Below are 24,479 nucleotides of genomic sequence, written 5' to 3' on the forward strand. Positions count from 1 at the left end.
AAAAAAGACCGACAGCGAATACTGTCGGTCTTTTTTTATGGTAAAAGAAGTAAATCGTTCTTATTATAACAATCTAAAGTCTACCGTCTACTGTGCCATGTAGAAACCCTTTGACATCATAAATCACATTAGACGATTTCGTTAAGGCTTTTAAATCCAAAGTAGCAAACTCGTTATGCGCAACTCCTAAAATAACGGCATCAAACTTAGGAACCGATCCAAGTTCATTGTAACAAGTTAAACCATATTCATGCAATACTTCTGCTGGTTTTGCCCAAGGATCATAAATAGTGATATGAATACCATATCCTTTTAAAGCATGCACAATATCAACAATTTTCGTATTACGAACGTCTGGACAATTTTCTTTAAAAGTGACTCCCAAAAGCAACAATTGTGCTTCATGAAGTACGATTTCTTTTTTAATCATCAACTTCACAACTTGCGAAGCTACATATTCTCCCATACTGTCATTCATACGACGACCCGCCAAAATAATTTCAGGATGATACCCCGCTTCCAATGCTTTTTGAGCCAAATAATAGGGATCAACTCCTATGCAATGACCTCCTACTAAACCGGGTTTAAAAGGAAGAAAATTCCATTTGGTTCCAGCCGCTTCTAAAACGGCTTGCGTATCGATTTCTAATATATTGAAAATTTTAGCCAATTCATTAACAAAAGCAATATTGATATCACGTTGAGAATTTTCAATTACTTTCGCTGCTTCTGCTACTTTAATATTTGGTGCTAAATGTGTTCCTGCAGTGATTACACTATTATATAGCGCATCCACTTTTTTACCAATTGCAGGTGTTGAGCCGGCAGTAACTTTTAATATTTTTTCAACAGTGTGTTCTTTATCTCCTGGATTAATTCGCTCAGGAGAATATCCTGCAAAGAAATCTTCATTAAACTTTAAGCCTGATAAACGTTCTAAAACTGGAACACATTCTTCTTCCGTAACACCAGGGTATACAGTAGATTCATAAATGACAATATCTCCTTTTTTCAATACCTTTGCAACCGTCTCACTCGCTTTATAAAGTGGCGTCAAATCTGGCTTATTGTGTTTATCAACAGGTGTAGGTACAGTAACAATATAATAATTACAATCTGCTATATCCGCGAATTGATTCGAACAATATAAACCTATTTTATCTGAAGGTTCAACAACCAAAACTGATTTCAACAAATCTTCTTCTACTTCCAAAGTCAAATCAATACCTTGATTTAATTCTGTAATACGTTGTTCATTAATATCAAAACCAATTACAGGATATTTTGTAGCAAAAAGTCGCGCCAATGGCAATCCTACATATCCAAGTCCTATAATCGCCAAACGAGGTGATGGTGTGATGGGATGATTTTGAGACATTAGACGTTCCTTTTTTCAGGTTCAACACTCTTTTTAACTAACATTCCTAACATCATATTGTATTCTTTATAATTTTTTAGTATTCCTCTTCAGTACTATGTTCGCAAGCAAAATCAGAATCCAATCCTACTTATTTTTTAACTATGAACCAATTGCTTGGTAAACAAAACCGATTTTTTCTAATGCTGCTTTATCTAATAAATTTCTTCCATCAAAAACAAATGCTGGTTTCAACATTCCGTCATATATTTTTTGCCAATCATACGTTTTAAATTCATCCCACTCTGTTAAAACAGCTATAGCATGTGCATTATTACAAGCCTCATATGGATTAGCCGCTACTTGAACGCCTTCCAGATTTTTACTAGTAGAACGTGTTTCTAAATAATTCAAGTCAAACTGAATTTGTTCTAAACCAACTTTAGGGTCAAAAACACTAATATTTGCTTGCTCACTTAATAAATCATCCGCCACATAAATGGCAGCTGATTCTCTTGTATCGTTTGTATCTTTTTTAAAAGCCCAACCCAAAAAGGCAATTTTTTTACCAGAAACTGTATTGTATAATGTTTTGATGATATTTTTTGCAAAACGACGTTTTTGGTGATCATTCATGATTACAACTTGTTCCCAATAGTCTGCAACTTCGTGTAAACCATAAGATTTAGCTATATATACTAGATTCAATATGTCTTTTTGAAAACAAGAACCACCAAAACCAACAGATGCTTTTAAAAATTTAGGCCCAATGCGACTATCTAAACCAATTGCTTTTGCAACTTCATTCACATCAGCGCCTGTTTTTTCACACAATTCACTCAAAGCATTGATGGAAGAAACACGTTGTGCTAAAAAAGCATTAGCAGTTAATTTAGACAATTCAGACGACCAAACATTTGTGGTTAAAATTTTATCTTTTGGAACCCAATTGGCATAAATTTCAACTAATTGTTGAATAGCCTTTTGGCCCTCAGTAGTTGTGTCGCCACCAATTAAAACTCTATCGGGTGCAAATAAATCTTCAACAGCTGTTCCTTCGGCTAAAAATTCTGGATTAGATAAAATTTGAAATTGTACGCCATTTCCCGTATTATCTAAAATATCTTTAATAGCACTTGCTGTTCTAACCGGTAACGTAGATTTTTCAACAACAATTTTATCATTTTTTGCCACACGAGCAATTTGTCGTGCACACAATTCGATATATTTTAAATCGGCAGCCATTCCCTTTCCTACGCCATACGTTTTAGTAGGTGTATTTACAGAAATAAAAATCATTTCAGCTGCATCAATTGCTTTATCCACTTCTGTTGAAAAAAACAAATTTCTACCTCTTGCTTCAGCCACTACCTCACTTAAGCCAGGTTCATAAATAGGAATATTATTCACATCCGGATCATTCCAAGCGGCAATTCTTTTTTCATTCAAGTCGACTACCGTAACTTTTATGTGGGGACATTTTTGTGCAATAACAGCCATGGTTGGTCCTCCAACATATCCTGCACCGATACAACAAATATTTTTGATATTCATAAACTATATTTATAGTAACAACCGTAAAACCGTTGTCTTTTTTGTAACTTTTTATAAAATTTTATTCTCAATCGTTCTCCTATTTCTCTACTATTGCTTATTTTCTGGTCTCCCAATACCACTTAACAGTCTCTTTCAACCCCTCTCGCATGGAAAATTTTGGCGCATAATTAAGTAGCCTTTTCGCTTTTTCTATACTCGCTAAAGAGTGTGGAATATCGCCTACTCTATTTTCTCCATACACAATTGGAACAGTAGCAATTTCAGGATCAAATTCAGCTAAAAACTCTTTCAACGAATGCACCAACTCATTTAAAGTGGTTCGTTCTCCAAAAGCCGTATTATAAACCGTATTAATTGCTTCAGGATGATCAGACAACATAGCCAATTCATTCATTTGAATCACGTTATCGATATAAGTAAAATCGCGAGAGAAATTTCCATCGCCATTAATAATAGGGCTTTCATGATTTAGAAATTGGGCTACAAATTTAGGAATTACTGCTGCATACGCACCATTAGGATCTTGATTTCTTCCAAAAACATTAAAATAGCGCAATCCAATAGTAGCAATACTATAGGTTTTGCTAAACACATCGGCATACAATTCGTTCACATATTTAGTAACCGCATAAGGCGAAAGTGGCTTCCCAATAACTTCTTCGATTTTTGGCAACTTTTCAGAATCGCCATACGTAGAAGAACTTGCTGCATAAATAAATCGTTTAACACCTGCATTTCTAGCTGCAGTCAACATATTTAAAAAACCAGAAACATTCACTTCATTTGTAGTAATTGGGTCATTTATAGAACGTGGCACACTTCCTAAAGCAGCTTCATGCAAAACAAAATCCACTCCTAAAACCGCACGTTCACAAGTTTCAAAATCTCTAATATCACCTTCTATCAACTTAAAATTAGGATGCAATAGAAATGATTGAATGTTATGATAATGTCCCGTAGAAAAATTATCCAAACAAATCACTTCATTATCTTCCAAAAAATACCCACAAAGATTAGACCCGATAAAACCTGCTCCACCCGTAATCAATATTTTTTTTTTCGCAATTTTTGACATTACTATTTATTATAAAATTATTTTTTTAACCTATTTAAGATTTTCTTCCACCCTTTAGGCTCTACTTTATCATCATGATATCCTTCGCCATATGCTCCATAACCATAGCCGTAGCCATATCCATAGCCATAACCATATTTTGCTTTATTCTGAAAATCATTAAATAAAATACTAATATTATGAAGCTCCCCTCTTTTGTGTTTTTCATTAACAACACTTAGCATTCCTCTTTTTGTAAACCCTTGTCTTGTTACATAAAGAGTTGCATCGCAAAAATGCGCTAATTCTAATGCGTCTGAAACCAATCCAACCGGTGGTGTATCTAAAATAATATAGTCATATTTTTGCTTTAATTCCTCGATCATTTCTGCCATAGACTCACTCATTAATAATTCAGCTGGATTTGGCGGAATTGGCCCCGAAGGAATTACGTCTAAGAAAGGAATATGTGTTTTTTGAATCACCTCATCAATTGTTTTTTGTCCGATGAGATAATTTACAACTCCGATAATATTGTCAATATTGAAATCGCCAAAGATTCTTGGTTTTCTCAAATCTAGACCTACAATTACAGTTTTCTTTTCACTTAGCGCAAAAACAGTTGCTAAATTAATTGAACAAAATGTTTTCCCTTCACCACTCACGGAAGAAGTTAACATCAGAATTTTTGCACCTTCTTTTTGCTGTTTTTTGTATAAAAATTGTAACGAAGAACGAATGGCTCTGAACGATTCTGCTAGAGGTGATTTTGGTTTTTCAAAAACAGATAAATTATTGTCCGTATTCTTTTTTCCAATTACTCCTATTACTGGAATTTTGGTTTGCTTTTGAATATCTTCTACATTGTTGATGTTATTATCTAAAAGTGTAATGACAAATACAATTACTAAAGGAAATAAAAAGCCTAATAAAGCTGCCAATATGTAGTTAACACTTGTTTTAGGACCTCTTAAACCTCCACCAACATCTTTGGCACGATCCAAGAAGTTGATATCTGAAATATTAGAGGCTTTTACAATTTCGGCTTCACTTCGTTTTTCTAAAAAAGTACTGTATATTTTATCTTTAAGATTGTATTTTCTAGTTATTTTTAAGTGCTCTTGTTTTTGTTCGGGCAATAAACTGGCTTGGCTTTCTGCAATTCCTATATTTTTATTTACAATAGAAAGATCGATGTTTAATGCCGATTTTGAGCTTGAAATATTTTCTAATAATACACTTTTTACGGCAGCCATTTCTCTATCAAAATCCGAGAACATTTCTTTATTTTTGACCGTGTAAGCCATTCTTGAACGTTCTGCTGATAAACCAATTAATTTTGAAACATTTGAAATGATGTTTGGGTCTTGAATTCCGGCAACGGTTGGTGCTGGAAGTTTTGAGTAATCTATACTTTTTTCTAAATACGATTTTAATAAATTCAAATAGGCTAATTTTCTTGAAATATCGTCTTTTTCAATATCATAAGACGATAATTTTTCTGTTAGAATTCCGCCGCCACCTTCTTCTAGCTCATAAATATTTTTACCTTTTCTAAATTCTCTTAATTCGCCTTCAGCGTCTTTAATTTGGTCTTCCATTTGCACCAATGTACTATCGATAAATCGAATAGTATTAATGGCAAAAAGATTTTTACTTGATAATTCATTTCTACGCAAAACGTCTACTGTAACGTTTAAATATTCAACCAATCTGTTTTTATTAGACCCCTCTAATTGCAATCTAACCACTGATAAGGCTTTAGCATCTGCCGAAACATCAATTCCTTTGTATGCAGCAACTGTTTGGTTAAAATCATCAAAGCGTATAAAATATTCTGAATTTACATAATTAATGGCATCCGGTTTTAAAACTAGCTTTAAATTCAAAAATGGAAGCTCAACATTTTCATTAATCTTAAAAGACTTTACAAACTCTTTTTCTCTAACATCATATTCAGAAACGGATAAATCTGCATAATGCATCAAAGCCATTTTATTTGCCTCTTCAAAATCAACGCTTAATTCATATTGTGTAGGACTAACAAATTTAATTTTAATTAATTTTCCAAATAACTGCCCTTTCGTCTTATCAATTTCTACCACAAATGGAGTTTCACCATAAGCATCTTGAAAAAAATACTCCCCTTGTTTTAGGTATTTTATATAATATTGTAATTTATCAACTACGATTTCATTGTGAGAACGAGATTTTAATGCTGTAATTATGGTTTGAACTTTATCAGAAGTTCCTCCCCAATTAAAAATCAAACTTGTATTTGAAGTAAACAATGGATTATTTTGATCTTCAACTACTATTAAAGATTCCATTCCATATATTTTTTCCTTTCTGATATTGACATTGTAAGCAATTAGAAAAGTAACCCCTAATGACAAAACAAACCATTTCCAATAGCTCACAATTTTTAAAAGAAATCCTTTAAAATCAAAACTATTTTGTGACTCAAAAAAATTAAAATCTTTTGTATCTAACATATTGTTTTATAGGTTTTTGCTTAATAAAATAGCTGTAGTAACTAGTGACAATGCTGAAACAATAGTTGCTACGGTTTGAACACCTGTTGTTCCAGTTCCCCAAGATTTTTGTTTTAGTGGTTTTACCACAATATAATCATTTGGTTGGATGTAAAAATAAGGCGAATTCATTGACTTAGCATCTGTTAAATCAAGAGAATAGGTTTCAAAACCATGCGGATATTTTCTAATGATCTGCACGTCTTTTCTATTTCCTGTAATAGTAATATCACCAGAATTTGCAATAGCTTCCATAATGGTAACTTTATCTTGAAACAAGACATTTGTTCCTGGAGAACCAATTTCCCCATTAATTGTGTAGCGAAGACCCGCTAATTTAACGGTTACAAAAATATTCGCTTCAGCTTTAAAATAATCGTCTAAAAGTTGTTTTTCGACTTTAAGTCTTATTTCGTCTAACGTATATCCTAGCACATTTAACTCTCCTAAAACAGGTACTCTAATATTTCCATGGTCATTTACGGTAAATCCGGTGAAATAAAGTCCTTCTTGTGATGTTTCTTGTGCTCCAGTTTGTGAAGGACTAAACATTTCTACCAATTTTTGGTCTAACGATTTTATCGAAATTGAAATAATATCGTTTGTTTGTACTCTGTAGGGTTTTGAAGCTTCTTGTGCAACTTCAATTGAATTGCTTTTACCACCTTTATTTTGAAGATAAATTAAATCTTTATTTGGAATACAAGAGACAAATAAAGTGGCAAGTAGTGCAATAAAAACTATTTTTTTCATCAGATAAATAACATTAAAGTTAGTCTTGCTGTTTGGTAAAATTTAAACAACCAAAAAACTAACCTAATTTAGGAAACAAATATAGTTTTTACAATTAAAAAAATGAAGTTATTCAGCTAATTTGATGTAAATTTCATCAATTATTGCTTGATTGAAGTCTCAAACGGAATTCTATTTAGCAAACTTCTTCCCAAAGTAACTTCATCAGCGTATTCTAATTCGTCTCCCACAGCAATTCCACGCGCAATTGTTGACGTTTTAATTTGGAACTCCTTAATTTGTTTGTAAATATAAAAATTAGTCGTATCACCTTCCATAGTGGAGCTTAATGCAAAAATAATTTCGGCAACAGTGCCTTCTTTTACTTTTTCAACTAATGATGTAATTTTTAATTGACTTGGCCCAATCCCTTCAATGGGTGAAATTTTTCCACCAAGTACATGGTACACCCCTTTAAACATATTGGTATTTTCAATTGCCATTACATCACGCACATCTTCCACCACACAAATAATTGATTTATCTCTAGCAGCATTAGCACAAATAGTACAAATTTCAGCATCAGAAATCGTATGACAAGTAATACAAAACTGAATATCTTTTCGCATCGAAGCCAATGCTGTAGTCAATTCTTCTGTTTGTTCAAGGGGTTGTTTTAACAAATGTAAAACCAAACGCAATGCAGTTCGCTTACCAATTCCTGGCAATTGAGACATTTCGTTAACGGCATTTTCTACTAATTTTGAAGGCAATTCCATTTGACAAAATTACAAAACAAAGTGTAATTCTACATTCATTTAGTATTTCTTTTATCTTTGCGTTTAAAGAATATATTTATGCAACCATCTGCCATACTATTACTCATTTTAGGTTATTTCACAGTACTTATTTTATTTTCTTATTTTATTGGAAGAAAAGATGACAACTCTAATGAATCTTTTTTCAAAGCAAACAAACAAGCTCCGTGGTATTTAGTAGCTTTTGGAATGATTGGAGCGTCGTTATCTGGCGTTACATTTATTTCAGTTCCTGGAAAAGTGGAAGGTTCACAATTTGTCTATTTTCAATTGGTTTTAGGGTACATTGTGGGCTATTTAGTAATTGGAACCGTTCTGTTGCCCTTGTATTACAAACTGAATTTGACTTCAATTTATAGTTATCTAGGCGATCGATTTGGGCGTTATTCCTATAAAACAGGCGCCTGGTTTTTTATTCTTTCAAGAACAGTTGGCTCAAATTTACGTTTACTTTTGGTTGCCGATGTGCTACAAACTTTGGTTTTTGACGCATTAAATATTCCATATTGGATAACTGTTTCTGTTACTATTTTACTCATTTGGGTGTACACTTTTAAGTCGGGAATCAAAACTATTATTTGGACGGATACCTTGCAAACATTCTTCATGCTTTTATCGGTTGGTATTTGTATTGTAATTGTTTCGCAAGATTTAGGTTTAAACATTAATACTATTTCTGGTTTTATTGCTGATAGTGATTTTTCAAAAACGTTCTTTTTTGAAGACCCAAGCTTACCAAGTTATTTTTGGAAACAATTCATTTCAGGCGCATTCATTGCTATTGTAATGACTGGTTTAGATCAAGACATGATGCAAAAAAATCTAACGTGTAGAAGTTTAAAAGACGCTCAAAAAAACATGTTTTGGTTTACCATTGTATTAACCTTTGTAAACTTCATGTTTTTAGTTCTTGGGCTTTTATTTACAGAATATGCCTTGAAACACAATATCGATGTACATCAAGATAAATTATTTCCCATTTTAGCCAATGAACATTTAGGGATTTTTGTTGCATTCAGTTTTCTTCTTGGCTTAATTGCTGCGGCTTATTCAAGTGCTGATAGTGCTTTGACATCATTAACCACATCATTTAGTATTGATATTTTAGAAATTGAAAAAAAATATGATGTTGCCAAACAAGTTGCTGTTCGAAAACGGATTCATTTGAGTTTTGTTTTTGTTTCGATACTGGTCATTTTATTTTTTAAATATGCCTTTAACGATTCAAGTATTATTGATAAAGTATTAAAATTTGCAGGATTTACTTATGGGCCATTATTAGGATTGTATAGTTTTGGATTGTTTACAAAATGGCAGATAAAAGACAAATTCACTCCAATTGTAGCGATATTATCTGTTATTACCTCTATTATTTTAAACCTAAAAAGCGAAGCCTGGTTTGGTTTCGCCTTTGGATTTGAAATTTTAATTGTAAACGGATTATTGACGTTTATTGGCTTAGTACTGATTCGTCGCAAGTAAAACTAACGTACAAGCCACTTCATATTGAATGTTGTTCGCTTCCAAAATTTTATAGAATGCTGGATTTTCTGTTCCAGGATTAAAAATTACTCGTCTTGGTTTTAACGACAAAATATAATTGTAATAGTCTTCTTGCGCTTGAGGATTTAGATACAAAGTAACCGTATCAACTCCATGAAAATCTGCTTTTTCAGTTTCGATTGGAATATCAAACGCCATTCCTTTTTTGGCACCAATTGCTACAACTTGATGACTTTTGTCTACTAAATTATGAATGGCTTTATACGAATAGCGTTCTTTATTTGTTGATGCGCCTATGACTAATGTTTTCATGTATGTAAAATTTATTTAGTATAAAGTTACGAATAAATAAACAAATAATAAAAATTTGCTAAAGTGTGAATTGAAACAGAAATTTTGAAGTAATTTTAAACAAAAATGCTTTACAATATATCTTATAACGACCCCAAAATAACGAAGCAAATTAACGAATCGGTAGGCAAGCCTTACTCATTTATTGAAAATTTAAAAAAAGGAGGAATCGGTTCGCCAAAACTATTTATCACAAGATGTAGTGCTGCAATTTATGATATATTGCATGTAAATGAATCTGTAAAATTTTGCAATATTGAACTTCGACCTAACGGAATCATAATTGGTTTTCAATCACGATTAGAAGTTTATGCATTAGTCATTCCATACTACAAATTGGTCCTGTTTAAACCCGGCAATAGTGTTACTTTTCATATAGATCATCATTACATAAGTATCGATTGCTCAAAAAACAGAAAAAATACCTGCAATTTTTTAGAAAAAATTGAACATGAAAAAACAAAAAACACACCCTATTCTCCACTGGATGCTTATTGAGCATAGTGTTTTTGAAACCTAGTACATAAATAAAAGTTTCACAGGTATCAAAAATTAAAATAATAAGTATAACTTTGAGTTTACATTATTTTAATACGCTTTCAAGAAAGCTCAAATACCTTTGTAAAAAAACATGGAACTATTTATTTACCTTTTTGCAGCTTTATTTTCTGTACTAAATCCTATTGGAACAGTACCAATTTTTGTTGGATTAACCCAAGGTTACACAAAAGCAGAGCGTTCAAAAGTATCGTTACTAACATCTTTCAATGTATTTGTTATTTTGATTATTTCTTTTTTTATTGGCCAATATGTATTACAGTTTTTTGGAATTACAATAACCGCCCTACGAATTGCAGGCGGAATCATAATTACTAGTTCTGGATTTGGATTATTGAATGGAAATTTTAGCAAAAACAAAGGGATCAACAAAAAAGTTCAAAAAGATGTTGAAAACCGCCATGATATTGCATTGACACCTCTAGCTATGCCTATGTTAGCCGGCCCAGGTTCGATTTCATTATTGATAGCCTTTTATCAAGACCATAATAGTACTAATGAAATCATCATTTCTTCATTAGCCATTTTAGTTGTGGCCGCAACAATTTATTTAATTTTAAGAAGCGCACATTATTTAGCTAATATTTTAGGTGCTTCTGGAATTGTTGCTATTTCAAGAATTATTGGATTTTTAACTATTGCCATTGGTATTCAATATATTATTAGTGCAGTTTTAAGTATTGTTCGAGGTATTTAAAAATTTCTTTTTAGTACCTTTAAAAAAAAATGCGAATTTTATTAACCGGAGCTAACGGCTATGTTGGACGAAGATTGTTACCCGAACTTCTATCTAAAGGTCATGAAGTAATTTGTTGTATCCGAGATAAAAATCGCCTTGGATTAGACAAAAGTACTTTAGAAAAAATTACAATTTGGGAAGTTGATTTTTTACACCCAATAGACTTGAACAATCTTCCTAAAAAAATTGATGTCGCTTACTATTTAATACATTCGATGACTTCTTCTACGTCAGACTTTGATGTTATGGAAGGAAAATCAGCTCGGAATTTCAATTTGTACATGAACGAAATTGGTGTTACACAAGTTGTGTATTTGAGTGGAATTGTGAATAATTCAGAACTTTCAAAACATTTACAATCTAGAAAAAATGTAGAAGATATTCTATTTGAAGGCAACTTTAAGACCACTGTGCTTCGTGCAGGAATTATTGTGGGTTCAGGAAGTTCGTCGTTTGAAATCATTCGCGATTTGTGTGAAAAATTACCTGTTATGGTAACTCCAAAATGGGTTCTAACCAAATGCCAACCCATAGCGATTCGAGATGTAATTCATTACTTAACTGGTGTTTTGCTTCAAGAAGAACATTACAATAGATCTTACGATATTGGCGGACCAAATGTAATTACCTACAAAGAAATGATGCTTTTGTATTCCAAAACAAGAGGAATAAAACTTTGGATTTTTACGTTACCTGTAATGTCGCCAAAGCTTTCTTCTTATTGGTTGTATTTTGTAACTTCTACTTCCTATAAATTAGCAGTAAACTTGGTAGACAGTATGAAAATGGAAGTTGTTTGTCAAAATAATGATCTTCAAAAAGCATTAGACATAAAACCCATTACTTATGTAGATGCTATCAAATTAGCCTTCTTAAAAATGGAACAAAACTTAGTTATTTCGAGCTGGAAAGATAGTTTGGTAAGCAGTCGTTTTAAAGAAAATTTTTCAGAATTTATACAAATCCCCACTTACGGTTGTTTGAAAGACCACAAAATCAAACCGGTGACTAATATTGAAAAAACACTTAATAATATTTGGTCTATTGGTGGTGATAATGGGTGGTATTATGGAAACTGGATGTGGAAAATTAGAGGTTTTCTAGACAAACTTTTTGGCGGTGTAGGTTTAAGAAGAGGAAGAACACATCCAACGCATTTAGACAATGGAGATGCCCTTGATTTTTGGCGTGTTTTAGTAGCCAATAAAGAAGAAAAAAGATTGCTTTTATATGCAGAAATGCGTTTGCCCGGTGAAGCTTGGCTCGAATTTAGAATTGATAACGAGAATAAACTCCATCAAATTGCAACTTTTAGACCAAAGGGTATTTTAGGAAGAATGTATTGGTACAGTTTAGTGCCTTTTCATTTTTTTATTTTTGGCGGTATGATTAAAAATATTACAAAATAAAAAAGCCTGATTTTAATTTTAAATCAGGCTTTTTATTCAATTATTGTAATAATTATGCTTTAGGCAAGAAAATCTCAGCCATCATGCAGCGCGCACTTCCACCACCACAAGCTTCAATTGTATCTAAACTTGAACTTACAATGGTTACATGTTCTTCTAATTGTGCAATTTGCTTTTTAGTCAAACTTTGATGTGCCGATGCGCTCATGATTAAATATCTTCTGTCATCAGTTCCTTTCACCTCTAACATATTTCCAGCAAAATTATTTACTTGGTCTTCTGTGATTAAAACAACTTCTTTTTCATCGCCTTTTAAACTATCCAATACCATTTTGCGTTCTTTTTTGTCGTCTATACAATCTGCACAAATTACAGCAAAGGTTTCCCCTACACACATAATTACATTGGTATGATAAATGTGTTTTCTTTGTCCGTTTACGGTTTGAAACGCTTCAAAAATTACAGGTGTAAATTCAAAATCTTCACAAAATTCGATAAATAATTCTTCGTCTGCTCTTGGTGATAAAGCACAATACGCTTTTCCATTGGCTCTGTCTAAAACAATACTTCCAGTTCCTTCTAAAAAAACATCATCTTCTTCAGCCGAGGTATAATCCATGATTTCGTTGATCATAAATCCTTTTTCTTCTAAAGTATCTAAAATATCTTCTCTTCTTTCTAATCTTCGATTTTCGGCAAACATAGGATATAAAACTACATCGCCATTCTCGTGAAATGAAATCCAGTTGTTAGGAAAAATACTATCTGGTGTGTCTGGACTTATCGTATCTTCAACCACTACCACGTTTAATCCTATCATTTTAAGTTTTTGTACAAAAGTATCAAACTCTTCTTGCGCTTTGGCATTTACCGATTCTGGTGTTAAATTATCCAATACTTTTTGGTAATAATTATTTACAGCCGTTTGTTCGTTCATACGGAAAGCTACTGGACGAATCATCAATATGGAATTGGTTGTTTGGTTCATGGTTTATTTTTGTTTAAAGTTTCAGGTTTTACATCTTGAAACAACGTTTTTAATCTCTAATTAATGGTAAAGTTGAACATCTCAACAAACCTTCTTGTTTGGCAATTTCGGCATATGGAATCTCTTCCACTGTAAATCCGTTTTCACGAAGCCAATTATTTAATCTAGTGAAATTTCTTTCCGAAACTACAACATCGGGAGCAATCGAAAAAACATTTGAATTCATGTGATACATTTCTTCTCTTTCGATGTGGAATAGATTTTCTTTTCCAAATAAATTCACTAAAAACATATAATCTGCTTCTTCACGGAAACCACTTTTATAAATTATTCCTTTGTTGGTTCCAACAGGCTGAAAACAGCAATCTAGATGTAAAGCGTTATCACGAGGCTCAATTTTAGATTTAACTAAGTCAAATGCTTTCACAATTTTATTTGGAAACAAAGCTTTAATATAATCTACACCTTGCCAATTGGTTCTTGCAGTAATATAATCTTTATAATCTGAACCTTTATATGTTCCTATAAAAATATAATCGTTCCAAGGCATTACATCGCCACCTTCAATATGCACTTCTTCAGGTGGGCGCACAACTTTTTTGGGATCAATTTGATCAATTACATACTGAATTGCTTCTAATTCGCGCTCTCTATCTGGTAAAATATTAGCTTTGATAAAAATATCATCAATTACAAATCCGATGTCTCTTGCAAATATTTGGTTGTAGTTTTCTATGATTTCTGGTCTAAAAACTTTGACATCATATTTTTGAAAAACGGCATTAAAGGCTTCCATTTCTTTTACCATATCAGCTTCCACTGGATAGGTACCCGCTTTAATGTGCTCTAATGATTTAGGATCATAAGCTTCTTCTATCGTAGGTGTTGGACCATTGCTTATAGCAGTTCCTAACACCACTGCCCTCAAACGCGATGTTTCATTTTTTACATTTAATTGCAACATAACTTTAGTTTTTATTTCCGTTTATGGTTTTTATGGTATAATTACAAATATAACAAAAGCAAACGATATAGTAATTGCTAGGCTTTGTATAATTTATAAAATCTAACTATCTATTTCACAATATTTTACTACATTTGATAAAACTTAAAAACAAAATATCATGGGATTATCAAATTTTTTTAGCTCTCTTTTTGGAAAAGCCAAACAAACTGCTGAAAATGCAAAAGAAAATTTAAGTGAAGTTGCTGATAATGCAATGGAAAAAGTAACAGAAGTTGCTGCTGAAGTAAAAGAAACTGTAGAAAATGTTGCAGAAACGGCTTCTCAAAAATTAGATGAAATGGGTGTTTCTGAAAAAGTAGCAGATTTTGTTGAAACTGCAAAAGAAAAAGTAGCAGATGCAACAGAATGGGTCGAAGAAAAAGCGCATCAAGCTAAAGAAGCTGTAGAAAATGTAGTTGAAAAAGCTGAAGATAAAGTTGAAGATGTAGCGAATGACGAAGCTACTGAAAAACCTGCTGAATAAACCACAAGCAAAAAAAAACAAAAATCCCACTAAATTTAGTGGGATTTTTTTATGCTTATCTATCTTTAACTTCTTTAAAATCGCGTAAAGTATAACCTGTATATACTTGTCTTGGACGACCAATTGGTTCTTTATTGATACGCATTTCTTTCCATTGCGCAATCCAACCTGGTAAACGGCCAATAGCAAATAAAACAGTAAACATTTCAACTGGAATTCCCATTGCACGATAGATAATTCCTGAATAGAAATCTACGTTTGGATATAAATTTCTTGCTTTGAAATACTCGTCTTCTAAAGCTACTTTTTCTAATTGTTTTGCAATATCTAATAATGGATCATCAACACCTAATGCTGTTAATACATCATCAGCTGCTTTTTTAATGATTGTTGCTCTTGGATCAAAGTTCTTATAAACTCTATGTCCAAATCCCATTAAACGGAATGGATCATCTTTATCTTTTGCTTTTAAAACGAATTTAGCCACATCACCACCATTATCATGGATTTCTTGTAACATTTCTAAAACCGCTTGGTTAGCTCCACCATGAAGTGGTCCCCAAAGAGCAGATACACCAGCAGAAATTGAAGCAAATAAACCGGCATGTGAAGAACCAACGATTCTTACTGTAGAAGTAGAACAATTTTGTTCATGGTCTGCGTGAAGAATAAATAATTTATCTAATGCATCAATAACTTTTTTATCTGCTTTATAAGGAGCTGTTGGCAATTCAAACATCAAACGCATAAAATTTTCAACATATCCTTTAGTATTATCGTAATAATTTAAAGGATAACCCATTGTTTTTCTGTACGTCCATGTAGCAATTACTAAAAATTTACCCATAGTTTTACAAACTGCATCATACATTTCTTTTTCGTTGTGAGGATTCACAGACTTAGGATTGAAAGCAGTTAATGCACTTGTTAATGAAGCTAAAACACCCATTGGATGAGCTGTTTTTGGAAAACCATCAATGATGTTTTTCATTTCTTCATTAACTAAAGTATACTTACGAATATCGTTTTCAAATTTTTCTAATTGTGCTGCGGTTGGAAGTTCTCCAAAAATTAACAAGTAAGAGACTTCTAAGAAATCTGCTTTATCTGCTAAATCTTCGATTGAATATCCTCTATAGCGTAAAATTCCTTCCTCACCATCTAAAAAAGTTATTTCACTTGTACATGAACCTGAGTTTTTATACCCTGGATCAATTGTAATAGCACCAGAAGCACTTCGTAACTTGTCGATGTCGATAGCAACCTCATTTTCAGTCCCTACGATAACTGGGAACTCATACTTCTTGCCATCAAGCTCTAATATTGCAGTTTTTGACATATTATTATAATGTGTTTTTTGATAAAAATTTATGTATGTTGCGAATTTAACAAATAATCCTCGAACAATAAAGAAAATTATTATAATTTATGGTTAAATAGTATACATAAAAAAAACTCAAAAAATTTTACTTTTTTGAGTTTCTCTGCTTAAAAATAATTACTTAACTTACTCTTTAACTATTTTTTTGATTTGGCTTCCAACATCTGTAGTAACTTTAATAAAGTATATTCCCGAATTATAAGAAGAAATATCAAGAACAACTTCATTTGAGTCTTCCTTATTAATTTGAATCAATCTTCCTTGTACATCATATAATTCTGTAGATTTTATTGTGTTTTCCGCTTTAATATTAACCAAGGAAGAAGTAGGATTTGGATACAAACTAATTGCTACATCTTTCGTTGGAATCGAATTACTTAACACTTGAAACGTTGTATTGGCATCATTTGTTAGAATTGGAAAATTATAGTCAAAATATATTTTAGCGCTTTTTGTAACGATATCATTGGTAACCAAATTTTCTTTAGACTTCACTTTTAAAAGCACATTCCCATGACCACCAGTATCTAACATGATGGTTTGAAAAATAATTTCTAAAATAGTATTTGTAATTTTGATTGTAGCATTATGTGATGATTCTAAAATGCGTAATGAGTTAATATCAAAATCATTTGGATTTACTTCTATTTTAACAACTACATTTTCTGCTGCTGCTGTTCCTGTATTTTCAAAATTAATCACATAATGCATGTATTCGCCAATGTAACTTGGTGCAACTACATCGCCTTCTATACAAGTAATATCATTAGGATCATATGAACCAACAACCGTTTGATTGAATTGAAATAAATTATCAGTAGTTAATTCGTCTCCTGCCATTGGCATTATTGAAGAAGTAAATTGTAAAACATCACCAATATTAACTGGATTGGTTGCTGTTGGAGCGTTTATTAGCATTACAACATTTATTGAACGACTTTCTAGCGGCATCAAATTTGCAAAATCCCAAGACATTCCACCAGATACAATACTGCTTGGTGTTTGTGTAGCAGAAACAAAAGACATTAAATTTTGATTGTAAAAGAAGTTAACTCCATATACTTGAGACATTACTTGATTTCCCTTATTCTTGTACACAATTTGATATTCTGCCTCAAAACCTGGTCGCGCTGGAATTATTGGAGCAATTACGATTTCTAAATCTGGATGCACTCCGTTTGCAGTTATACAGAAATTTTGTGTTGTTGTGCTATCATCAATCACTGGAATATTTACAACTGCAGGATTTGGGCTTATTGTAAAATAAGATGGATTTTCAAGATTCGGAATCAATTCATATACTCCTTGCTGACTTGTAAACAAAGCATAATTGCCTAAATTATTTGTAAAAACTGATGAGTTAGTAGTAACTCCATTCAAATTAACTTCAAATCCTAAAAAAGGAACTGGAATATCATTACTATCGCATCCGTTATTATCAAAATCAAATTGAGTAATTCCACTCACAGTATTAAAACTGCCCCCTGGTGTAAACGAACAATAAGTATTTGCTATTGGATTTGGTGTTGTAAAGTAATATTCATAAGTATCATTATCATCCACACATATATATTGTTGTGTATTATTCAAATTTCCCGATGACAAGCTAATATTTATATTAGGATAGCCGTTTTTTAAATTAATGTGATTTAAATTAACATTATTATTTACAGAAATATCTAAAACATTAGCCTGTGGTAAATTATTAGGCTCATATTGAAAAGCTATTGTAGAAAAATCTACACTGGTTAAATTATTATTTTGTGCCTGAACTCTATACAAAAACGGCAAATTAACTAGTTGTAAGTTTGATAATTGATTAAACCCAATATGCAATGTTCTTAAATCTTTATCTTGTATTTGAAAATTAGTAATTGCATTATAGAAAGCAACAATTGATTCTATTTGTTGGTTTGTATCTAAGTTTAAACTTGTTAGTAAATTATTTCTAATAACTAGATTTCTTAAACTAGGACATTGTGTAAAATCAACAGAAGAAATTGAATTATATCCACAGTTTAATGTTTGTAAATTTGAACAATTTGTTAAACCTAAATTTACAATTCCACTATTACTAGCATAAAAATACTCAAGTTGAGGACACACACTCAAATCAACAGTAATTATTTGATTATAACTACTTCTCAACCACTTAAGATTCACAAAAGCTTCTAAACCTTGTAAACTTTGAATCCCGCCATTAACTGAAGAAGTTCCATCGATATTTAAATACACAATTGCCTGCGCTTCAGAATATTGAATTTCACCATCGAGATTTGTATCTACTTTTGTATAAATATTCCAAGTTGATGTGTTGTTTGGATTTACATTTGAAGCAATATTATTTGTAACATCGGCCTGTAACAATTTTGCTTTGAAATTTGCATCAGGAATATTCACAATTTGAGAATGAGCAATTGTGGTTATAAAAAACAGGAATAGTACTATTTTTTTCATAATCGTTTAGTTTGTGTTTTTCTTTTAATAGAATATAAAAGTAAAAACTATTAATTTTAATTTTTTTGTAATTGAGTATAGCTATGTTTTAAATTAGAATTTGCTAAAAACTCTTTAATATTTCTTGTAATCTTTCTTTTTTCCGCTGTGAAATTGGCAAATGGCTGTCATCAGCCATTACAATATAACCGCCATCTTTTTTTATATAGGATTTTAAATAATTCAAATTAATCAAATGCGATTGATGAATGCGTTCAAAACCATGTTCGGTTAATAATTCTTCGTATTCCTTTAATGTTTTAGAAATCAAAATCGGTTTTGAGTTTTTGATAAAAAACTTGGTATAATTATCTTCACTTTCACATCTAATGATATCACTCACATCAAAAAGATGAATTCCATCTGAAGTTGATAATGCGATTCGTTTAAAATTATCTACCTTTTTTCTGATATTTTCTAACAATAAATCAATGTGTGAAGAACTATCGTTTTTTTCAATCTCTGCTTTAATTTTCTGAATCACTTTTTGCAATTCATCTGGGTCAACAGGCTTCAATAAAAAATCCAAAGCACTAAATCGAAATGCTTTAATAGCATATTGCTCATGAGCCGTAATGAAAACAATGTGCGCCTTTGTAGTTCCGTTTAAAGCTGTAATTTTTTCTAAAATATCAAATCCAGTTCCGTCATTCAATTGAATATCTAAAAAAACAACTTGCGGTTTTAATGATTCTATTGCTTCAACGCCAGAAACTACGCTGTCAGCTTCTCCAATAATATTAATTTGTGGCGCATACAATTGAAGCAAACCCTTCATGCCATTTCTTAAATTTATATCGTCATCTATCAGTATAGCAGAAATCATTATTGTATATATTGAATTGGTAATTTTAAAACCACTTTTGTTCCTGTATTATTTTCATTGGCATCCATTTCTTCAATTGTAATGGTTGCATTCTTATGCGTTGAGGAAGCTATCATTTCCAAGCGCTTCTTAATAATGTTAATTGCCATTGATTTGTGAACCGAAACGGAATTTTCTTTCGCTTTTTTTGATGTTTCACAACCCACTCCATCGTCTTCAATGGTGCAAACCAAACTGTCTTTATCAATTTGAAAATCCACTTTAATTTTTCCTTTTGCCTTCTTAGGAATTACTCCATGAATAATTGCATTCTCAACAAATGGCTGTAATAAAAGTGGCGGCAAAGCAACATCATCTTCAATTTCAGTACTTTTTGTAATCGTAAAATCAAAATTATTATTGAATCGCAATTGCTCTAATTCTAAATAGTTTTGCAAACTTTCTATCTCTTTATCAATTGGAATAAGCGATTCTTTTGAATATTCTAATGTTAAACGCATTAATTTTGAAAATTTTGCCAAATATTTAATTGCAGAATCGGTTCCGTTTTGTACAATGAAACTTGAAATCGAACCTAAACAATTGAATACAAAATGAGGGTTCATTTGTAAATGCAATGCTTTTTGTTCATATTCTGCTAATTCTTTTTGAAGTGTGAGCGTTTTTTTAAGTTGACTTCGATTATAAATCAAGAAAATAATTCCTAAAACTAATAAACCAATTAGAGTTCCAAAAAGCATTTTTAATTTAAAACTTTTTGCCTGTTCTTGAATTAAAAATTCTCGTTTTTCTTGCGCCTCTTTTTGAAGTAATTCTTTCTTTTCAAATTCATAATTCATTGAAGATTCTACTGATTTTCTGATGTTTTCTTCGTTAATCAATTGGTCTTTTAATGCACTATAATTCTGAAAGTGTAGCAAAGCTTGTGATGCATTTCCTTTCTTACTGTAAATATCGCTAATTAATTTTTCGCATAACATTTGTTGTTCAACCACTTCAATTTGTTTTGCAATTAGCAATGCTTGATTTGTGCTTTCAAGTGCTTTATCAAAATTTTGCTGTTCAAAATACAATTGACCTAAATATAAATAGGTGTCGGCCAAACCAAATTTATCATCAATACTTTGAAATGTTGTAATTGCATTTTGCCAATTTTCAGTCGCTTCTTTGCTGCTTTTTTCGGCTTTTTTCAATAAACCTATATTATTGTACCATTCACCTAAAGCTCTTGGATTAGGATATTTATCTAATATTTTTTTTGCTTCGTTATAATAAAAATTAGCTTTTTCAAGATTATTTTGATTCAAATAACAATTTGCCATATTGGTTAATGTTATCGAAATATTTTCATCTTTTAGTTTCGATTGAATTTTTTCAGCTTTTACAAAAAACTCTAACGCTTTAAAGTCTGATTTTTGAGATTTGTATATAACTCCAATATTGTTGTACAATTTTGCACAACGGACTTGGTCACCTAATTTTTCATATATTTTAACCGATTTCAGATAAAATTGAAGTGCTTTTGCATAATTACTTTGTTCCGATAAAACTATTCCGATACTTCCATACGATTTTGCTAATCCTGATGCGATTTCGTCTTTTGTATTTGGTGTTGGGCTTTCATTTTCGAAAATTTCTTGAGCTTGCTGAAAATAATTGGTAGCCACTTTATAATCTCCTTCGATAATTTTTGAATTCCCAAGATTTAAATACGCATTTCCTTGCGCAATTGTGTAGTTAATTTTTTTAGCTAAATCCAAAGCTTGATTCCCATACATAACCATTTTTTTTGGATCTACAACTTTATAACAATCTGAAATAGCATTTAATACATTAGCTCTATCAATATCATTTTTGGTCTTACCCAAAATCTGCATCAAACTGTCAGCAGATTTTTGTTGGGCAAAACCTAAAAAAGAGAGTAATAATATACTATAAAGAAATCTTATTTTGTTCATTCTTTGTAAATTGATAAACAAAAATAAGCTTTAGTTTTATTAAATCGTTAATGAATGAGAATTTGACGCTTTTGAATGAGAATTTGCGTACAATAGAAAACCCTTTCAAAATTTACATTTTGAAAGGGTTTCATACTAGGTACTGAAACGAGTTCAGTATAACAATAAGATTATTATCTTTTCACTTTAAAGGCATTTATTCCTGGAAAATAAGCTACATCGGCTAATTCTTCTTCAATTCTTAATAATTGATTGTATTTTGCCATACGATCAGAACGAGAAGCCGAACCAGTTTTAATTTGTCCACAGTTTAAAGCAACTGCTAAATCAGCAATCGTATTATCTTCTGTTTCTCCAGAGCGGTGACTCATAACCGAAGTGTATCCTGCATTATGTGCCATATTTACAGCTGCAATCGTTTCAGTTAAAGTTCCAATTTGGTTTACTTTAATTAAAATTGAGTTTGCAATACCTTGGCTAATTCCGCGAGATAATCTTTCAACATTTGTTACGAATAAATCATCTCCAACTAATTGTACTTTATCACCAATTTTATCTGTTAATAATTTCCAACCTTCCCAATCGTTTTCATCCATACCGTCTTCGATAGAAATAATTGGATATTTTTCTGTTAATTCAGCTAAATAAGATGCTTGTTCTTCAGAAGTTCTAATTTTTCCAGTTTCCCCTTCAAATTTAGTGTAATCATATTTTCCGTTTAAAAAAAATTCTGCTGCAGCACAATCTAAAGCAATCATTACATCTTCGCCAAAAACATAACCCGCATTGGTTACTGCTAATTTTACAGCATCTAATGCATCCTCAGTTCCTCCGGATAAATTTGGAGCAAATCCACCTTCGTCACCAACAGCAGTTGATAAATTTCTATCGTGTAATACTTTTTTAAGGTGGTGAAAAATTTCAGTTCCCATTTGCATAGCATGAGTAAAATCTTTCGCTTTAACAGGCATAATCATAAATTCTTGAAACGCAATTGGAGCATCAGAATGCGAACCACCGTTGATGATATTCATCATTGGAAGTGGCAATGTGTTTGCAGAAACACCACCAACATAACGATATAAAGGCATTCCTAATTCGTTAGCAGCCGCTTTTGCAACCGCTAAAGAAACCCCTAAAATAGCATTTGCACCTAAATTAGATTTGTTCGCTGTTCCATCTAATTCAATCATTATTTTATCGATTAAATTTTGTTCAAAAACAGACATACCCACAACCGCTTCTGCAATTTTTGTATTTACATTTTCAACAGCCTTTAAAACCCCTTTTCCCATGTATGCTTTACCACCATCACGAAGTTCAACTGCTTCATGTTCACCAGTAGAAGCACCGCTTGGAACAGCTGCACGTCCTAAAATTCCGTTTTCTGTAACTACGTCAACTTCAACTGTTGGGTTTCCACGAGAGTCTAAAATTTGTCTTGCGTGTACTTTTATGATTATACTCATTTTATATTTTTTTAGTTAGTATTTTACGAATAATAACAAATTTAAAACTTAAAATTGAACTATTTTATGAATTTCAAAAAACTTATAAACGATAACGTTTTAGTTGATTGAAGATTTAATATTATCGATAAATTGGTCAAACAAATAGCTTGAATCATGAGGTCCAGGACTAGCTTCTGGGTGATATTGCACTGAAAAACAGTTTTTAGATTTCATACGCATTCCTGCAACAGTTCCATCATTCAAGTGTTCGTGCGTTAATTCAAAGTCGGGATGTTTATCTAATTCTTCTCTCACGATAGCAAAACCGTGATTTTGAGACGTAATTTCACCTTTACCCGTAATTACATTTTTAACTGGATGATTGATTCCACGATGACCGTTGAACATTTTATAAGTTGAAATTCCATTCGCTAAACCAATGATTTGGTGACCTAAACAGATTCCGAATAATGGTTTATTTTCATGTAAAATTTGTTTTGCAACTTCTTGAGCGCTTTCTAAAGGTTCTGGATCGCCAGGACCATTAGATAAGAAATATCCGTCAGGGCTAAATGATTTCAAGTCTTCAAATGAAGCATTGTATGGGAAAACTTTGATATAGCAATCTCTCTTCGCTAAGTTTCTAAGGATATTGGTTTTAATTCCTAAATCTAAAGCTGAAATTTTATATTTAGCCGTTTCTTCACCAAAAAAATAAGGTGCTGTAGTTGAAACTTTCGAAGCTAATTCCAAACCATTCATATCTGGAACTTGTGCCAATTTTTCTTTTAATACTTCAATTGGAGTTCCATCTGTACAAATAACTGCATTCATTGCTCCGTTATCTCTAATATAACTTACCAATGCTCTTGTATCTACATCAGAAATTACGATAAGATTTTGTTTACTTAAATAATCAAATAAACTTTCAGAAGCGTCTTCGCGAGAATAATTAAAGCTAAAATTTTTACAAACCAATCCTGAAATTTTTACCGAATCAGATTCAACCTCTTTTTCATTAACACCATAATTACCAATATGCGCATTGGTTGTAACCATGATTTGCCCGAAATAAGAAGGATCTGTAAAAATTTCTTGATAACCTGTTGTTCCTGTGTTAAAGGCGACTTCACCAAAAGTTACACCTTCAATTCCGATTGATTTTCCGTGAAAAATAGTACCGTCTTTAAGAAGTAAAACGGCCTTAGAACGATTGTTGTATTTCATTGTGTTGTGTTGTTGTGGTTGCAAATTTAGTTATAAAAGTTGTTTTTTTC

The 24,479-nt window shown here is 31.8% G+C and carries 20 protein-coding genes; 5 read left to right on the forward strand and 15 right to left on the reverse strand.

What is annotated here, in order from left to right; translation table 11 throughout:
• Positions 1-73 precede the first annotated feature (73 nt).
• From OLM52_RS08690 to recR, 6 genes are all read right to left on the reverse strand, one after another.
• Positions 74-1,378, reverse strand: coding sequence for a nucleotide sugar dehydrogenase (locus OLM52_RS08690; RefSeq protein ID WP_264548148.1), 1,305 nt, complete (start codon positions 1,376-1,378; stop codon positions 74-76).
• A gap of 141 nt (positions 1,379-1,519) precedes the next feature.
• Positions 1,520-2,911, reverse strand: coding sequence for a UDP-glucose 6-dehydrogenase (locus tag OLM52_RS08695; protein ID WP_264548149.1), 1,392 nt, complete (start codon positions 2,909-2,911; stop codon positions 1,520-1,522).
• Positions 2,912-3,008: 97 nt separating this feature from the next.
• Positions 3,009-3,989 (reverse strand): SDR family oxidoreductase, encoded by a 981-nt coding sequence (locus OLM52_RS08700; protein WP_264548150.1) that lies wholly within the window; start codon positions 3,987-3,989, stop codon positions 3,009-3,011.
• Positions 3,990-4,006: 17 nt separating this feature from the next.
• Complete coding sequence (locus OLM52_RS08705; RefSeq protein WP_264548151.1) at positions 4,007-6,463, reverse strand: polysaccharide biosynthesis tyrosine autokinase; 2,457 nt, start codon at positions 6,461-6,463, stop codon at positions 4,007-4,009.
• 6 nt (positions 6,464-6,469) lie between these two features.
• Positions 6,470-7,255 (reverse strand): polysaccharide biosynthesis/export family protein, encoded by a 786-nt coding sequence (locus OLM52_RS08710; protein WP_264548152.1) that lies wholly within the window; start codon positions 7,253-7,255, stop codon positions 6,470-6,472.
• Positions 7,256-7,395: 140 nt separating this feature from the next.
• On the reverse strand, positions 7,396-8,013 hold the full coding sequence (recR, locus tag OLM52_RS08715) for a recombination mediator RecR (RefSeq protein ID WP_264548153.1): 618 nt from the start codon (positions 8,011-8,013) through the stop codon (positions 7,396-7,398).
• 78 nt (positions 8,014-8,091) lie between these two features.
• Here recR and OLM52_RS08720 point away from each other — a divergent pair, with 78 nt between their 5' ends.
• A complete protein-coding gene (locus OLM52_RS08720) occupies positions 8,092-9,534 on the forward strand; it encodes a sodium:solute symporter (protein WP_264548154.1) in 1,443 nt (480 codons plus the stop codon).
• Here OLM52_RS08720 and OLM52_RS08725 read toward each other — a convergent pair.
• Complete coding sequence (locus OLM52_RS08725) at positions 9,511-9,867, reverse strand: CoA-binding protein (RefSeq protein ID WP_264548155.1); 357 nt, start codon at positions 9,865-9,867, stop codon at positions 9,511-9,513. The two genes, OLM52_RS08720 and OLM52_RS08725, sit on opposite strands and share 24 nt — an antisense overlap.
• Positions 9,868-9,972: 105 nt before the next feature.
• On the opposite strand from OLM52_RS08725, the gene OLM52_RS08730 reads away from it, so the two are divergent.
• The 3 genes from OLM52_RS08730 (at position 9,973) to OLM52_RS08740 (ending at position 12,612) form a co-directional block, all read left to right on the forward strand.
• Complete coding sequence (locus OLM52_RS08730; RefSeq protein ID WP_264548156.1) at positions 9,973-10,404, forward strand: hypothetical protein; 432 nt, start codon at positions 9,973-9,975, stop codon at positions 10,402-10,404.
• A gap of 133 nt (positions 10,405-10,537) precedes the next feature.
• Positions 10,538-11,161 carry a MarC family NAAT transporter gene (locus OLM52_RS08735; RefSeq protein ID WP_264548157.1) on the forward strand — a complete coding sequence of 208 codons (624 nt, stop codon included), beginning with the start codon at positions 10,538-10,540 and terminating at the stop codon, positions 11,159-11,161.
• Positions 11,162-11,190: 29 nt separating this feature from the next.
• Entirely contained in the window at positions 11,191-12,612 is a 1,422-nt protein-coding gene (locus tag OLM52_RS08740) for an SDR family oxidoreductase (RefSeq protein WP_264548158.1), read from the forward strand.
• Positions 12,613-12,664: 52 nt separating this feature from the next.
• Here the strand turns inward: OLM52_RS08740 and ctlX are convergent, their stop codons facing one another.
• The gene (gene ctlX / locus OLM52_RS08745; protein ID WP_264548159.1) at positions 12,665-13,600 is read right to left on the reverse strand and encodes a citrulline utilization hydrolase CtlX; all 936 of its coding nucleotides are present in this window, start codon (positions 13,598-13,600) and stop codon (positions 12,665-12,667) included.
• 49 nt (positions 13,601-13,649) lie between these two features.
• Positions 13,650-14,564 (reverse strand): dimethylarginine dimethylaminohydrolase family protein, encoded by a 915-nt coding sequence (locus OLM52_RS08750; protein ID WP_264548160.1) that lies wholly within the window; start codon positions 14,562-14,564, stop codon positions 13,650-13,652.
• 160 nt (positions 14,565-14,724) lie between these two features.
• Between OLM52_RS08750 and OLM52_RS08755 the strand changes: the two genes are divergently transcribed.
• Positions 14,725-15,090, forward strand: coding sequence for a hypothetical protein (locus tag OLM52_RS08755; protein ID WP_264548161.1), 366 nt, complete (start codon positions 14,725-14,727; stop codon positions 15,088-15,090).
• A gap of 55 nt (positions 15,091-15,145) precedes the next feature.
• On the opposite strand, the gene OLM52_RS08760 is transcribed toward OLM52_RS08755, so the two are convergent.
• The 6 genes from OLM52_RS08760 to carA form a co-directional block, all read right to left on the reverse strand.
• Positions 15,146-16,429 carry a citrate synthase gene (locus OLM52_RS08760; protein ID WP_264548162.1) on the reverse strand — a complete coding sequence of 428 codons (1,284 nt, stop codon included), beginning with the start codon at positions 16,427-16,429 and terminating at the stop codon, positions 15,146-15,148.
• A gap of 168 nt (positions 16,430-16,597) precedes the next feature.
• A complete protein-coding gene (locus tag OLM52_RS08765) occupies positions 16,598-18,928 on the reverse strand; it encodes a T9SS type A sorting domain-containing protein (RefSeq protein ID WP_264548163.1) in 2,331 nt (776 codons plus the stop codon).
• A gap of 103 nt (positions 18,929-19,031) precedes the next feature.
• Entirely contained in the window at positions 19,032-19,793 is a 762-nt protein-coding gene (locus tag OLM52_RS08770) for a LytR/AlgR family response regulator transcription factor (RefSeq protein ID WP_264548164.1), read from the reverse strand.
• Positions 19,793-21,751, reverse strand: coding sequence for a tetratricopeptide repeat protein (locus OLM52_RS08775; RefSeq protein WP_264548165.1), 1,959 nt, complete (start codon positions 21,749-21,751; stop codon positions 19,793-19,795). Before OLM52_RS08775 ends, OLM52_RS08770 begins: the two co-directional genes overlap by 1 nt.
• A gap of 173 nt (positions 21,752-21,924) precedes the next feature.
• Positions 21,925-23,220 carry a phosphopyruvate hydratase gene (gene eno, locus OLM52_RS08780; protein WP_264548166.1) on the reverse strand — a complete coding sequence of 432 codons (1,296 nt, stop codon included), beginning with the start codon at positions 23,218-23,220 and terminating at the stop codon, positions 21,925-21,927.
• A gap of 99 nt (positions 23,221-23,319) precedes the next feature.
• The gene (carA, locus tag OLM52_RS08785) at positions 23,320-24,429 is read right to left on the reverse strand and encodes a glutamine-hydrolyzing carbamoyl-phosphate synthase small subunit (RefSeq protein WP_264548167.1); all 1,110 of its coding nucleotides are present in this window, start codon (positions 24,427-24,429) and stop codon (positions 23,320-23,322) included.
• Positions 24,430-24,479 lie beyond the last annotated feature (50 nt).

It is taken from the genome of Flavobacterium sp. N2820 (assembly GCF_025947285.1).
Lineage (GTDB): Bacteria > Bacteroidota > Bacteroidia > Flavobacteriales > Flavobacteriaceae > Flavobacterium.

What these genes read in the sequence shown, in the direction of transcription:
- recR (WP_264548153.1), bottom strand. Translation starts at nt 8,013, where the DNA reads ATGGAATTGCCTTCAAAATTAGTAGAAAATGCCGTTAACGAAATGTCT.
- OLM52_RS08740 (WP_264548158.1), top strand. Translation starts at nt 11,191, where the DNA reads ATGCGAATTTTATTAACCGGAGCTAACGGCTATGTTGGACGAAGATTG.
- OLM52_RS08710 (WP_264548152.1), bottom strand. Translation starts at nt 7,255, where the DNA reads ATGAAAAAAATAGTTTTTATTGCACTACTTGCCACTTTATTTGTCTCT.
- OLM52_RS08775 (WP_264548165.1), bottom strand. Translation starts at nt 21,751, where the DNA reads ATGAACAAAATAAGATTTCTTTATAGTATATTATTACTCTCTTTTTTA.
- OLM52_RS08700 (WP_264548150.1), bottom strand. Translation starts at nt 3,989, where the DNA reads ATGTCAAAAATTGCGAAAAAAAAAATATTGATTACGGGTGGAGCAGGT.
- OLM52_RS08755 (WP_264548161.1), top strand. Translation starts at nt 14,725, where the DNA reads ATGGGATTATCAAATTTTTTTAGCTCTCTTTTTGGAAAAGCCAAACAA.
- OLM52_RS08705 (WP_264548151.1), bottom strand. Translation starts at nt 6,463, where the DNA reads ATGTTAGATACAAAAGATTTTAATTTTTTTGAGTCACAAAATAGTTTT.
- OLM52_RS08695 (WP_264548149.1), bottom strand. Translation starts at nt 2,911, where the DNA reads ATGAATATCAAAAATATTTGTTGTATCGGTGCAGGATATGTTGGAGGA.
- OLM52_RS08750 (WP_264548160.1), bottom strand. Translation starts at nt 14,564, where the DNA reads ATGTTGCAATTAAATGTAAAAAATGAAACATCGCGTTTGAGGGCAGTG.
- OLM52_RS08690 (WP_264548148.1), bottom strand. Translation starts at nt 1,378, where the DNA reads ATGTCTCAAAATCATCCCATCACACCATCACCTCGTTTGGCGATTATA.
- OLM52_RS08730 (WP_264548156.1), top strand. Translation starts at nt 9,973, where the DNA reads ATGCTTTACAATATATCTTATAACGACCCCAAAATAACGAAGCAAATT.
- OLM52_RS08735 (WP_264548157.1), top strand. Translation starts at nt 10,538, where the DNA reads ATGGAACTATTTATTTACCTTTTTGCAGCTTTATTTTCTGTACTAAAT.
- carA (WP_264548167.1), bottom strand. Translation starts at nt 24,429, where the DNA reads ATGAAATACAACAATCGTTCTAAGGCCGTTTTACTTCTTAAAGACGGT.
- OLM52_RS08725 (WP_264548155.1), bottom strand. Translation starts at nt 9,867, where the DNA reads ATGAAAACATTAGTCATAGGCGCATCAACAAATAAAGAACGCTATTCG.
- OLM52_RS08760 (WP_264548162.1), bottom strand. Translation starts at nt 16,429, where the DNA reads ATGTCAAAAACTGCAATATTAGAGCTTGATGGCAAGAAGTATGAGTTC.
- OLM52_RS08770 (WP_264548164.1), bottom strand. Translation starts at nt 19,793, where the DNA reads ATGATTTCTGCTATACTGATAGATGACGATATAAATTTAAGAAATGGC.
- OLM52_RS08765 (WP_264548163.1), bottom strand. Translation starts at nt 18,928, where the DNA reads ATGAAAAAAATAGTACTATTCCTGTTTTTTATAACCACAATTGCTCAT.
- OLM52_RS08720 (WP_264548154.1), top strand. Translation starts at nt 8,092, where the DNA reads ATGCAACCATCTGCCATACTATTACTCATTTTAGGTTATTTCACAGTA.
- ctlX (WP_264548159.1), bottom strand. Translation starts at nt 13,600, where the DNA reads ATGAACCAAACAACCAATTCCATATTGATGATTCGTCCAGTAGCTTTC.
- eno (WP_264548166.1), bottom strand. Translation starts at nt 23,220, where the DNA reads ATGAGTATAATCATAAAAGTACACGCAAGACAAATTTTAGACTCTCGT.